Genomic DNA, 13,636 nt, shown 5'->3' with positions numbered 1-13,636 from the left:
CCTGCTGGGTTCAGTGCTGAGCCGGACACGTGGTCATGAGCGCGGCGACGGCCGCGACATGGGCGCCGGTGAGCAGGGTGTGGTGGGTGCCGTCGGTCGTGGCGGCGGTGGTGCGGCCGCCGGTGAGCGGGGCCCAGCCCCACTCCGCGGATTCCGTGTGGGGGTGGCCTTCGAACTCGCTCACCCTCCCGTGCGCGGCCCGGACCACGGTGACGTCGGCCGCGACGGTGCGCGCGCGGTAGCGGTGGCAGGCGGTGATGACCCCGCGGAACACCGGCCAGCTGAGCGCCAGGTCCGCGGCCTCGGGGACCTCCAGGCCCTGGGCGCGGGCGAGCTCCACCGCGCGGGCGAGCCGCTCCGGCTCCGGCGCGGCGGCCAGTTCCGCCGCCGCGGACGGCCGGACGGCCGCCGGGTCGAAGCCGACGTCGAGGTCCTCCAGGAACCACAGCAGCATGGCCGCCTCGTCGGCTCCGTCGGCCCTCTCCGTCCCGCCGGTCGCGCCCGTCCCGGACGCCTCCTGGTCCAGGGCCCGCTCCGGGGCCGGGGAGTCGATCACCACGAGTCGCTCCACGGTCTCGCCCCGCTGCTCCAGCAGCCGGGCGAGCTCGAAGGCGATCACCCCGCCCGACGACCAGCCGGCCACCCGGTAGGGCCCGTGCGGGCGGACGGCGAGCAGCGCCTCGGCGTAGCACTCGGCCAGCGCCTCCACGGTGTCCAGCGGTTGCCTGCCGACGCCGGGGCCGGGTGCCTGGAAGGCGTGGCAGGGGCCGTCCAGCAGTTCCGCGAGGCCCCGGTAGCAGAGCACGTTCCCGCCGGCCGGGTGCACCAGCGCCCAGGGCGTCCCCTCGCCGGTGTCGTCGAGCGCCACCAGCGGGGACCAGGTGTCCTGCCCGGTGTCCTGTTCCAGCAGCTCGGCGAGGGCGGCGACGGTGCGGCGTTCCAGCAGCGCCCCGAGCGGGGCGCGCAGCCCCAGCCGCGTACCGACCATGCCGATGACGCGCAGCGCCGCGAAGGACTGCCCGCCGAGGTCGAAGAAGTCGTCGTGGATGCCGATCCGGTCGACCCCCAGGACGGACTCCCAGATCTCCACGAGGGCCTTCTCGGTCTCCGTCCCCGGCGGGGTGTGCGTCCGGGCCCGGTCGTCGTACGTCGGGCCTATCGCCTCGATGGCGCGGCGGTCCAGCTTGCCGTTGGCGGTGAGCGGGAGTGCGTCGAGGACGACGACGAAGCTCGGCACGAGGTGGCCGGGCAGCCGGTCGGCCAGGTGGGCGATGAGCTCCTCCGGCCGCGGGCGCGGTGCGTCGTGCTCGGCGACGACGTACCCGGCCAGTTGCCGCCCCGATCCCGCGGTGCGGGCGACGACGACCGCGTGCCGTACGGCGGGGTGCTGGGCGAGCGCGTGCTCGATCTCGCCCGGTTCCACCCGGAAGCCCTGGATCTTGACCTGGAAGTCGGCGCGTCCCAGGAACTCGATGTCCCCGTCGGGCAGATAGCGGCCGAGGTCGCCGGTGCGGTACAGCCGCTCGCCGGTGACCGGGTCGGTGACGAAGGAGGCCGCCGTCCGGTCGGGGTCGTTGAGGTAGCCGAGCGCGACGCCGGTACCGCCGATGTACAGGTCGCCGGTGACCCGGTCGGGGGCGTCCCGGCCGACCGCGTCCCGCACCCGCCAGTGCTGGTTGCCGAGCGGGCGGCCGTACGGGATGCTCGCCCAGTCGGGGTCGACCCGGTCGATCGGGTGGTGGATGGACCAGATCGAGGCCTCGGTCGCACCGCCGAGGCTCACCACCCGCGCGTGCGGGGCGATCCGGCCGATCAGCGCCGGGAGCTGGACCGGGATCCAGTCGCCGCTCAGCAGGACCACACGCAGTGCCGGGAAGGTCAGACCGGCCTGCTCCGCGGCCTCCGCGAACAGTTGCATGAGGGCGGGTACGGAGTTCCAGACCGTGACCCCGTGTTCCTGGACCAGGTCGGCCCACTGCCCCGGATCGGTGGTACCGGGCGGTGGCAGCAGCAGGGTCGCGCCGGCCTCCGCGGTGCCGAAGACGTCGTAGACGGACAGGTCGAAGCAGAGCGAGGAGACGCCGAAGACGACGTCGTCCGGGCCGATGGCGAACCTGCGGTTGATGTCGACCACGGTGTTCAGCGGGCCGGTGTGGTCGAGCATGGCGCCCTTGGGCTTGCCGCTCGACCCCGAGGTGTAGATCACGTACGCGGTGTCCCCCGGATCGCCCTCGGGCACGGCCGGCGGGCCCGGCACGGCTGTCGCCTGCGTCGTCGCCAGTACGGGGCAGCCGGCGACCGGGACGAGCGAGTCCCGCTCGGCCTCGGAGGTGAGCACCGCGGTGACGCGTGCGTCCGCGAGAAGTTCGCCCACGCGTTCCCGGGGCCAGCCGGGGTCGATGGGCACGTAGGCGGCCCGCGCCGCGAGCACGCCGTGCACGGCGGCGATCTGTTCGGCGCCCTTGGGCAGCAGGACGGCGACGCAGTCCGCGGGCCGGACGCCGTTGCGGTGCAGGAGGGCAGCCAGCTCCTGCGCGCGTTCCCGCAGTTGCGCGTAGTCGAGGGTGCCGTCCGCCGCCACCACGGCGCTCGCGCCGGGCCGTCGGCCGGCCTGCTGGGGCAGTGCGCGGCCGAGCAGGCCCTCGGGGACGGAGCGGCCGGTGTCGTTGACCGCGGCGCGGCGGGCGCGCTGTTCGGCGGGCAGCAGGTCGAAGGAGGAGCGGGCCCAGGCGGCCGGGTCTTCGGCGAGCAGCAGGAGCAGCTCGCGGTAGGCGGTGTGCATGGCGTCGATGAGCCCTGCCGGGAACATGCTCTCGATCAGGTCCCAGACCACCCAGAGGCCGCCGTCGCTCTGCTCCCAGAACTGGTTGTCGAGCAGCACCTGCGGGGTCTCCAGGTGGCTGAAGACGGGCTGGTCCAGGTGCCCCATGAACAGGCCGCTGCCCACCACGAACGGGCAGGCCGCCTTTCCGGGGGTGCGTCGCACCTGGTTGAGCTGCTGGAGGACCTTCACCCCGCTCCAGTAGGTGTGCTCGACGTCCGTCATGACCTGGGTCTGCAGCCGTCCGGCGCGGTCCCGGAAGGCCTCGTCGTGCCGCCAGTCCACCTCCAGCGGGTACAGCGAGGCGAAGTTGCCGACCACCTCGGTGATCTGCGGGTGGAGCGGCAGCCGGTGGGTCATCATGTTGTTCAGCAGGAAGTGCCGTGAGCCGCTCCAGTACGCCACGATCTCCGCGTACACCGCGTACACCGCGTTGGTCGCGGTGACGCCGTTGTCCGTCGCGTGCTGCTTGAAGCGGCTCCACTGCGCGGCGGTCAGGGTGAACTCGCGGCGGGTCAGCTGGGCCCTGCTGCGGGTGTCCGCGCCGGTCACCAGGGGCAGGTCCGGTGCCTGTGGCCAGTCGGCCATCCGGTCGCACCAGTACTTCCGGGAGGCTTCGCCGCGCTCGGACTCCTCCAGGGCGGCCAGCGCCAGCACGCAGTCACGGTATCCCAGTTGCAGTTCCGGCAGGGCTGCGGACGGCTCGTGGTAGCTGGCCAGCACGCTGTCGAGGAAGCGGCCGGTGCCGGGGCCGTCGCTGAAGAAGTTGTTGTTGTTGTAGTGCAGCCGCGCCCGGCCGTCGCCGTAGCGGGTGATCCGTACGTCCATCCACGGCCAGGTGTCCAGCGGGAGTTCGGCCGCCTGCATCTCGTCCCTGGTCCGCTCGATGACGGCCTGCGCCTCCGCGTCGGGGGCCTGCCGGACGTCGGTGACCCGGACCTTCACGGGTGCCGGGTCGCGGACGGTCTCCAGCTGGAGGTCGTCGCGCACCACCACCAGGCTGCCGCGCTGGCGGTGCAGCATGGCGCCCAGCGCGGTCTCGAAGCGCTCGGGGTCGAGTTCCGCGAAGTCGAACTCCATGTACTGGTGCGGCCGGACGTGGTACTCGAACTGGGAGCTGCTGCCGACCAGGAACGACATCTGGAGGTCGGACGGCGGGAACGGCTCGTGCCGCCGGTCCTCGTCGGGGACGATCTGCGGGAGCGCGGCGGCGTCGCCCTGCTTGAGCAGGCCGATCAGTTCCGCCTTGCGCTCGGCGAGCTCGCGCCGGATCCCGTCGGACAGCTGTCCGACGGCTGCGCGCACCTCGATGCGCTCGCCGTCGACCAGCCGCAGACGTACGCCGTGCTGGGCGAGCCGGGCGAGAAACTCCGCCGGGTCGGTGTGCTTTCCGGGTTCTGTCATGGCGGGGAACTCCTACTCGGGCAGGTCGGTGCCGTCGGACGGGGTCGGTCCGACGCCACCACGGGGAAGCGGTACGAGGCTCCGCGGGAGGCGGTACGGGGCTCCGCGGGGAGGCGGTACGGCGCTACGAAGTCGGATGTCCGGGCAGGGATGCCCGGGGACGGGAGCGGGCGGGCGCGGGCGCCCCGGCGGACAAGCGCGGGGCGCCCTGGCGCGGGCCGGCGGCACGAAGTGCGTGTGCGGGGCCGGGCTTCGCGCGTCGTGCGGGGCTCAGAGGGTGAGGACCTCGACGTCCCCGCCCGCGTCGGCGTCGGCCCCGGAGTCGTCGGCGACCAAGCTCCGGAGGGTGACCTGCCGCAGAATCAGTTCGACCACATCGGTGACGGTGTTGCCGCCGAACACGAACGAGGGCGGTACGTCGGCCGAGAAGTCGGACAGCAGCCGGTTGCGCAGCCGTACGGCGCTCAGCGAGTCCAGTCCGAGTTCGCTCAGCCTCCTGTTCCCGAAGGTGGGCCGCAGCTCGTCCCGCTGCTGAGCCGTCAGCCCGAGCAGTTCACGGGCGGCGCCGAGGAGCTCCTCCTCGATCGCGGCCCTGCCCGCCTGCGGGTCGCGCAGGGCGAGTTCGACGATCTCGGCCACCTGGGCGGCGGTGCGGCCGGCGGCGGATTCCGCCGTGGTGTCCGGCAGTTCCCGGTCCGTGACGCGGTCCGTGGCCGGTTCGCCCAGCAGGGTGTACGGCAGCCGCCGGTTGTCCGTGGCCGCGAGCCGGTCCAGGTCGACCGCCGCGAGGCCGGCCACCGGGAGACCGGCGCCCAGCAGGTCGCCGAGCGCCGCCAGGGCCCCTGCGGTGTCGAGTCCGGTGATGCCGGTCCGGGCGAGCCGGGCGAGCAGTTCCGGGCGGGCGGCCATGCCCGCCTCGGCCCAGGGGCCCCAGTTGACGCTGAGCGCCGCCTGTCCGTCGTGGTGCCGTTGGGCGGCGAGGCCGTCCAGAAAGGCGTTGGCGGTCACGTAGTTGGCCTGGCCGGCCGAGCCGGTCAGGGCGGCGAGCGAGGAGTAGAGCACCAGGAAGTCGAGTGCCAGGTCGGCGGTCAGGGTGTGCAGGTTGCGCGCACCCCGGACCTTGGGTTCGAGGACGGCATCGAAGCGCGCCCGGTCGAGGTCGGCCATCGGGGCGTCGTCGGTGATCCCGGCGGCGTGGACGACACCGCGCAGCGGTGCGAGTTCACGGCCGATTCGGCCGAGCAGTCCGGTAACCGCCGACAGATCGGCCACATCGGCGGGCCAGAGTTCGACCCGTACCCCGGCGGCCCGCAGCTCCTCCACCTCCTGCGGGATGTCGGCGGGGACGGAGCGGCTGGTCAGCACCACGCAACGGGCCCCCTGGCCGGCCAGCCAGCGCGCGGTGGCCAGGCCCAGCGCACCGAATCCACCGGTGATCAGATAGCTGCCGTCGGGCCGGACGGGGACGGGTGTCACCGCCGCCGCGCGTCCCGACTCCCGCAGCCGGGCGGTGAACCACCGGGCGCCCCGCACCGCGAGGTGGCCGCGCCCCGGCAGTCCGGCGACCCGGGCGAGCAGGGCGGGGAGCGGCGGCTGGGTGCCGTCCGGCTCCAGGTCGACCTGGACGCACTTGAGTTCGGGGTACTCGGCGATGACCGCCTTGGCCAGCCCGGTGAACACCGCCTGCCCGGCGTCCGGCCGCGTCGGCGCCTGTGGCACCCTGACCGCGCCGGTCGAGCAGACGACCACATCGGGGCGGTCGGCGGCGCACGCCTCCAGGAACTGCCGGAGGACAGCGAAGGCGGTACCGGCCGGAGCGGTGGGGTCGGCGAGGTCACTGAGGCCGCCGCCCGTCGGCGCCGTCCGCAGGACCAGTCCGGCGACCGGGCCTCCCTGGCCACGCGCTTCGGAGATCAGGCGGGCCAGCTCCTCGTCCGAGGCGCCGGGGTCGACCACCGACGGCACGGCGGCCACCATCGGATCAGCGGCTCGGGCCTCCGCGCACCAGTCGTCGACCAGCGCGGCGTCCGTTCCGAAGACCAGCCAGCTGCCCGGCCGGACCTCGGCGGCCTCCGCCGGGGCCGGCTCCCAGTCGGTGCGCAGCACCCGTACGGGTGCCCCGGCCGCGGCGGCGATCCGCTCGGGGGCGACCGGCCGCAGCCGCAGCGCCTCGACGGTCGCCAGCGGCCGCCCGTCGTCGGACAGCAGGTCCAGGTCGAAGAGACGCACGCCGTCGGCCTCGGTGCCTCCGTCGCGGGCCACACACCACAGCTGCGCGGGCAGCGGGCGGTGGACGGTGATCCGGTCGATACCCACCGGCAGCAGCAGTTCCCCGGTGCCGTCGAGGAAGGCGGCGGTCACGTGGAAGCAGGCGTCCAGCACAGCGGGGTGTGCCCGGTAGGCCGATACGTCCTCGGTGGGCAGCTCCGCTTCGATCCGGCCGACGGCCTCCTTCTCGGCCGACCACAGGCGGCGCAGTCCGCGGAAGGCGGGCCCGTAGTCGAGGCCGCGCCCCCGCAGTCTCTCGTACAGCGGCTCGACGTCCGTCTCGGCCAGGCCCGCGCGCAGCAGGTCGAGGTCGACCCTCCGGTCCGGGGCCGGTCCGACCGCCCGCGCGGCGGCCACCGTGACGTGCTCGGTCCAGCCGTCCGCGCCCGGCGCCTTGCTGAAGCCGCTGATCCGGTGCCCGTCCCGGCCTGCCCGGACCACCGTCTGGGTGGTGACGGGTGCGTCGTCGGGCAACGGCAGGAACGCGGTGAAGGACACGCCCTGGAGCGCCCACGGTCCGTCACCGGCGACCGCCCGCACAGCGGCGTCGGCCCACTCCGTCATCGCGGCGCCGGGCAGTACGGGCCTTCCGCCGGCCCGGTGCTGGTCGAGGTACCACGGCTGTGCCGCGCTCAGGGTGCGGGTGAACCGGTGCCCGTCGGCGTCGGCGAGCTCGACGGGCGCGCCGAGCAGCGGGTGGTGTCCGTCGCCTCCGTCGGTGAACCAGTGGCGGGTCGCCGCCAGCGGGTGGCCCGGCAGCGGCAGGGGCTGCGGCGGTCGGCCCTGTGCGCCGTCCCGGTCGTGCAGCATGCCCGTCCAGTCGGGTCGCCCGCCGTTCACGTACCACTGGGCGAGCCCCTGCTGGAAGCGCCGGTCGTCGGTGTCGTCCCGGTGCAGGCTGGACAGGCAGAGCGCGGTGGTGAGGGTGGCTTCGACGAGCGGGCCGAGCACCGGGTGGGGCCCGCACTCCACCACCGTGGTGCAGCCGAACGCCGCCAGCGCGTCCAGGCAGTCGCCGAACCGCACCGGCTCCAGCGCGTGCCTGGCGAAGTACCCGGCGGAGTACTCGGCCCCGGCGGTGCCGGTCAGATTGGACACCACGGGTATCCCGGGGGTGCGGTAGGCGACCGTCTCGGCGAAGCGCTCGAACTCGGCGACGGCGTCCGCCATCAGCGGGGAGTGGAAGGCGCGGGTGCCGTGCAGCCGGGTGACCCGGGCGCCCCGCTTCTCCCAGTCGGCGGCCAGCTCGGCGCTCGCGCGTTCCTCGCCGGAGATCACCAGGTCCGCGGGCCCGTTGAGGGCGGCTGCGACCACCGAGCGGTCGGCGGGGAGTTCCGCGCGCAGGGCGTCGAGCAGTGCGCCGTCGGCGTGGACCGCGTACATCGCCCCCGGCCCCGCGAGGTCCTGCATGAGGCGCGCGCGGGCGACCACCAGGCGGACGGCGTCGGGGACGCTCAGGGCGCCGGCGACGCACGCGGCGACGTACTCGCCGAGGCTGTGACCGGCCACCACGTCGGGCCGCAGCCCGCACGCGCGCCACAGTTCGGCGAGCGCGTAGTCCACCGCGAAGAGAGCCGGCTGGGCGAAGCGGGTCTGTTCGAGGTCGACCTTCGGACCGGGGGCGTCGCACAGCGTGGGCAGCAGGGAGACGCCGAGTTCGGCGCGCACGACCGCGTCCACCCGGTCGAGGGCTTCGCGGAAGACGGTGTGCCGGAAGTACAACGCCTGGGCCATACCGGGGTACTGGGCGCCCTGGCCGGTGAACACGAAGGCCACCGGACCGTCGCCCGCACGGCCCGCGACGCCGGACACCACCGCGTCGTCCGGCAGTCCCTTCCCGTACGCCGCCAGGGCCCGCGCCGCGTCCCCGGTCGACCGGGCCAGCACGGCGAGCCGGTGGTCGTGGTGGGGGCGCCGGGCACCCGCGGTGTGGGACAGCGCGTGCCAGGACGGGGCAGCACCCGACTCGCCCGCGGCGAACTGCGCGTAGTCGGCGGCGAGTCGACGCAGCGCGGAGCCGCTCTTGGCGGAGACCGGCAGCAGGGACCACTCCCCGCTCTCCAGCACCTCCACGGCGGGCCTTCGCTCGGGTGCGGCGGAGAGGATCACATGGGCGTTGGTGCCGCCGAAGCCGAACGAGCTGACGGCCGCCGCCTGTCCGGGGCCTTCCGGCCACGCCGTCGTCGCCCGGGGGATCCGCAGCCGGGAGCCTGCCAGTTCGATCAGCGGGTTGACCGTATCGACGTGCAGGGAGGCGGGGATCCGCCGGTTCTCCAGGCAGAGCACCGCCTTGATCAGCCCGGCCATGCCCGCCGCGGCCTCCAGGTGGCCGATGCTGCTCTTCACCGAGCCGACGTGCAGTGCGGTGCCGGACGGCTCCCCGTAGACGGCGCGCAGGGCGCCCATCTCGATCGGGTCGCCGAGCCGGGTGCCGGTGCCGTGTGCCTCGACGTAGCCGACCTGTCCTGCCGTCAGGCCCGAGGCGGCGAGCGCCGCGCGCAGCACCGCTTCCTGGGCCGTTCCGTTCGGTGCGGTCAGGGTGCTGCTGCGGCCGTCGGAGGAGACCGCGGAACCCTGGACCAGGGCCCTGATCCGGTCGTCGGCGGCGAGCGCGTCACCCTGGCGGCGCAGCACCACCACGCCACAGCCCTCACCGCGTACGTAGCCGTCGGCGGCGGCGTCGAAGGTCTTGCAGCGGCCGTCCGGGGCCAGCATGCCGGCCTGGGTGAAGCCGGTGGTCAGCGCCGGGTCGAGGAGCAGGTTGACGCCGGCCACGACGGCTACGTCGCAGTCACCGAGTCGCAGCGCGGCGCACGCCTGGTGCAGGGCGACCAGGGAGGACGAACAGGCCGTGTCCACCGCCTGGCTGGGGCCCCGCAGGTCCCACTGGTAGGAGATCCGGTTGGCGGCGATGCTGGCCGCCTGGCCGGTGCCGTCGTGGGCGGTGGCGGTGCGGCCTGCCCGGTCCTGGAGCCTGCCGTAGTCGTGGGTGCTGATGCCCACGAAGACGCCTGTCCTGCCGGCGCCCGGCGCGGCCGGGTCGAGGCCGGCGTCCTCCATGGCCCGCCACACGGTGGTCAGCAGCAGACGCTGCTGCGGATCGAGGTGCCGGGCCTCGTCGCGGGAGATGCCGAAGAAGGCCGCGTCGAACTCGTCGACGCCGTCGATGAATCCGCCCCATCCGGGCTCGCCGTGCTCCAGCCGGTAGCCGAGCAGCCTGCGGCGGGCGGGTACTTCGCGCACCGCGTCGCGGCCGTCGAGCAGTAACTGCCAGAAGGCGTCCACGTCCCCGGCGCCCGGCACCCGGCACGCCATGCCGACGACGGCGATCGGCTCGCGGTCCCGCGACGGCGGCCGGTCCGCGGTCGCCTGCGGCTCGGCCGCCTCGGCCGGCCGGGGCGGGGTTACGGCGCCGTCGGTGAGCGCGGAGGCCAGGGCCGCGACGGTGGGGTGGTTGAAGAGGGTCCTGGCGTCGACCGGGGTGCCGAGCCAGGAGCGGAGGTCACCGGCGAGAGAGGCGAGGGAGACGGAGTCGAGACCGAACGAGCCGAACGGGACGTCCGGTTGGACCTCGCGGGGGTCGATCCCCTGGCGGCGGGCGATGGCCTCGGTCAGCCAGTCGGCCACGGCCACCCGGGACCGGGCCGGACCGGCCGGGGAGGCGGCGGCGGGGGTCTCGGCCGACACGTGCACGGGCTTGAGTTCGCCCGCCAGGTACAGCCGCTTGCACTCCTGCCTGCGGACCTTGCCGCTGGAGGTCAGGGGAAGCTGGGCCGGGCGGATCAGCACCACGGTCTGCGGCGCGAGTTCGTGCTCCTCGACGGTGGCGAGCCGGATGCTGCGCACGACCTCGTCGCGGTCGGCCTCCCGGAAGGCGCTGCGGGTGAGTTCGCTGACCACGACCAGGTGTTCCGCACCTTCGGGGTCCTCCACCGAGAAGGCGACGCCCTTGTCGCGTTCGAGGGCCGGGTGGGAGTCGGCGACGGTCAGCTCGATGTCCTGCGGGTAGTGGTTGACCCCGCGGACGACGATGAGGTCCTTGCTCCGGCCGGTGATGTACGTCGCCCGGCCGAGACGTCCGCCGAGGTCGCCGCTACGGAGGTAGGGGCCGCTGCCGTCGGCCAGCCGGCCTCCGAAGGTGGCCTCCGTCGCCTCGGGGTTCTGCCAGTAGCCGGGGCTCACGGTGTCGCCGCGGAGCCAGATCTCGCCGCACTCCCCGTCGGGCAGTGCGCGGTGCGTCCGCGGATCGACGATCAGCAGCTCGGTGTCCAGCAGGACGTCGCCGTTGCTGGGGAGGCGGCGCGCCCCGGGGGTGCCGTCGGGCACCTGCCGCAGTCGGCCGTGCCCCAGTTCCGCGGCGTCGAAGGAGGCGATGCCAAGCGGCTCGCCGCGCCGCCGCAGGGTCACGGCGAGTGTCGACTCGGCCATTCCGTACGCGGGGGTGAAGACGTCGGCGCCGCATCGGGACCGCGCGAACTCTCCGGCGAAGCGCTCGATGGACTGCGGCCGGATCGGCTCGGCGCCTATCATGAACGAGCGGAGCGCCGAGAGGTCCAGGCCCTCACGGTCCTCGGGACGGATGCGGTCGCAGCACAGGTCGAGCGCGAAGTTGGGGCCGAAGGCGAGTGCGGCCCGGTAGCGGGTGGCCGCGGTGAGCCAGCGCAGCGGATCCTGCACGAAGTCGATCGGCGCCATCAGCACATTGGTGGAACCTGCCCGCAACGGGTACAGCAGTCCCGCGACCAGTCCGAAGTCATGGAAGAGCGGCAGCCAGGACAGCGACACCTCGTCCGGTCGCAGCCCCAGCCCCTCGTCGAGCATGTCGAGTTGGTGGACGATGTTGCGATGGGTGACCATCACACCGCGCGGACGGCCGGTCGAGCCCGAGGTGTACTGGAGGTAGGCGATGTCGTCGGGCCCCACCTCGGGCCTGCGCCACAACTCGGGGTCGTTGGCCGACAGTTCGGCCGTCGTCGTCACCGCGCAGGAGGCGGGCAGGTCGCGGGACATCGGCTCGACCCGGTCGGCGCCCACCACCGCCAGCCGCGGGGCGCAGTCGTCGACGATGCCGTCGACCCGCGCGCCCTTGCGGCTCCTGGTCGGCGGGAAGGCGGGCACCGCGATGGCCTTGGCGTAGAGGCAGCCCAGGAAGGCGACGGCGTAGTCCACGCCCTGCGGCAGAAGGATCAGCACCCGCTCGCCGGCCATGCCGCGGGCCTGGAGCCCGGCGGCGACGGCGCGGGCGCGCCGGTCGTACTCGGCGAAGGACAGCCGTTCGGCCTCGCCCTCACCGGCGGCCAGCATGACAATCGCAGGCTTCTCGGACAGCTCGGCCGCTCGCGCGCCAATAGCATCAAAAATGAACACGGAAATTTCCCACCAAGACTTCCTCGGCACACTTTCTCGCGCTGAATGGAGCAGCCGGAAAGGTACAAATGGGGGCCCATATGAAGAGCCACTGGTGACCCGCCTTCAACGGCGGGGGAAAAAATCGGTAGACCGAGGGTAAAGGGCGGGTCAAATTTCACGCCACAACCCGAAGGCACCTCAGCGGATGCTCAATACATCCGTCCGCACCGCATACCTCAACTTGAACCACTCCCCCGTGCGAGACTCGTCCGGCCGACCAGCCGTGCGAGCGCACATCAGCCCGCACACTGAAAGCCTTTTGAATTGCTGTTCACTCTAATGAGCACCCCAGGCGGCGTCAAGCAGTTACAGAGTCAACCACAAGCGGAATGCGAGATTTCTGTCACCAGAATTACAGGGGCAAAAGCGCAATCAATGCACCAACATACGACACGCACATGCCGTATGCCGCAGGCCACGCACCGACGCGGGCCAAAATTACCTGACGTTCCGTCAACACCCTTGCGGCCAGGCGTCGCTGGCGCTCTCCGTGGATGGGACATATGCTCTGTCGCGGTCGGCCCGCCCGGCGTGATCGCCGGACGGAGAGCGCACGCGGGGCCGAATGCGCGGACCCACTCACACTCCACTGTTCCAGGGACGTGAACAACCCATGCGCAATGCCGCCGTCATCGGCACCGGACTGATCGGCACCTCCATAGCCCTCGCACTGACCCGGCGCGGGTTGGACGTATACCTGGAGGACGCCGACCCGGACGTCCTGTGGACCGCCGCCTCCCTCGGTGCGGGCACCTCCGAACCGCCCGGAGGCCGCGTCGACCTGGCCGTCATCGCGGTACCGCCGGCACAGGTCGGCGCGGTGCTCGCCGACTGCCAGCGACGCCGCCTCGCGCGCTGCTACACCGATGTGGCCGGCGTGAAGGCCGGCCCGCGTGCGGACATCGCCGCGCTCGGCCTGGACACCGCGCACTACCTCGGCGGCCATCCCATGGCAGGCCTGCACCGTCGCGGCCCGCTGGCCGCGCGCGCCGACCTGTTCGAAGGCTGGCCCTGGGTGCTCACCCCCGACGCCGGCACCGACACCGGGACGCTCAACGCGGTGCTCGAACTCGTCGCGTTCTGCGGTGCGACGCCCAGGGTGATGGACGCCGCGGCGCACGACCGCGCCGTGGCGCTGATCTCGCAGGCACCGCAGTTGGTCTCCTCCCTGATCGCCACCCGCCTCGAGGACGCGGACGAGACCGCCGTCCGGCTCTCGGGCCAGGGCATCCGCGAGGTCACCCGGATCGCCGCCGCCACGCCCGCCCTGCTGGTCGACGCCCTCGCCGCCAACGCGAGCGTGGTCGCCGACGTCCTGGCGGAGGTCGCCGCCGATCTGGCGGACACCGTCGCCGCGCTGCGGGGGCTCCAGGCCGCCGACGCGGGCGAACGGCAGGCCTCCCTGGCCGGGATCGAGAACCTGATCCGCCGCGGCAACACCGGCCAGGCCCGCATTCCCGGCAAGCACGGCGCGCCGCCCGCCTCCTACGAGGCCGTCACCGTCGTGCTCGGCGACCAGCCCGGCGAACTCGGCCGCCTCTTCGGCGAGGTCGGCTTCCTCGGGGTAAACATCGAGGACGTCGCCGTCGAGCACTCCACCGGCCGGCAGACCGGGCACGTCCAACTCGCGGTGGCCCCCGCCTCGGCCAAGGCACTGGCCGCCAGCCTGCGCGACCACGGCTGGAACATCCAGGACTGAACGCCCGCGGACGCTTCGTCACCGGGCCCGGCACC

The 13,636-nt window shown here is 73.5% G+C and carries 3 protein-coding genes; 1 reads left to right on the top strand and 2 read right to left on the bottom strand.

Annotated elements, in window-relative coordinates:
* Positions 1–10 precede the first annotated feature (10 nt).
* Together G3I41_RS16965 and G3I41_RS16960 are read right to left on the bottom strand one after the other, a co-directional pair.
* On the bottom strand, positions 11–4,225 hold the full coding sequence (locus G3I41_RS16965) for a non-ribosomal peptide synthetase (RefSeq protein ID WP_164401057.1): 4,215 nt from the start codon (positions 4,223–4,225) through the stop codon (positions 11–13).
* 270 nt (positions 4,226–4,495) lie between these two features.
* Positions 4,496–11,860 (bottom strand): SDR family NAD(P)-dependent oxidoreductase, encoded by a 7,365-nt coding sequence (locus G3I41_RS16960; RefSeq protein WP_343242148.1) that lies wholly within the window; start codon positions 11,858–11,860, stop codon positions 4,496–4,498.
* 655 nt (positions 11,861–12,515) lie between these two features.
* Here G3I41_RS16960 and G3I41_RS16955 point away from each other — a divergent pair.
* A complete protein-coding gene (locus G3I41_RS16955) occupies positions 12,516–13,601 on the top strand; it encodes a prephenate dehydrogenase (protein WP_164401055.1) in 1,086 nt (361 codons plus the stop codon).
* Positions 13,602–13,636: the final 35 nt, after the last annotated feature.

The sequence above is a fragment of the Streptomyces sp. SID9727 genome, assembly GCF_010550605.1.
GTDB lineage: Bacteria > Actinomycetota > Actinomycetes > Streptomycetales > Streptomycetaceae > Streptomyces.
The sequence above is the reverse complement of the archived record's forward strand: the minus strand, read 5'-3'. Positions and strand labels throughout refer to the sequence as shown.

What these genes read in the sequence shown, in the direction of transcription:
- G3I41_RS16965 (WP_164401057.1), bottom strand. Translation starts at nt 4,225, where the DNA reads ATGACAGAACCCGGAAAGCACACCGACCCGGCGGAGTTTCTCGCCCGG.
- G3I41_RS16955 (WP_164401055.1), top strand. Translation starts at nt 12,516, where the DNA reads ATGCGCAATGCCGCCGTCATCGGCACCGGACTGATCGGCACCTCCATA.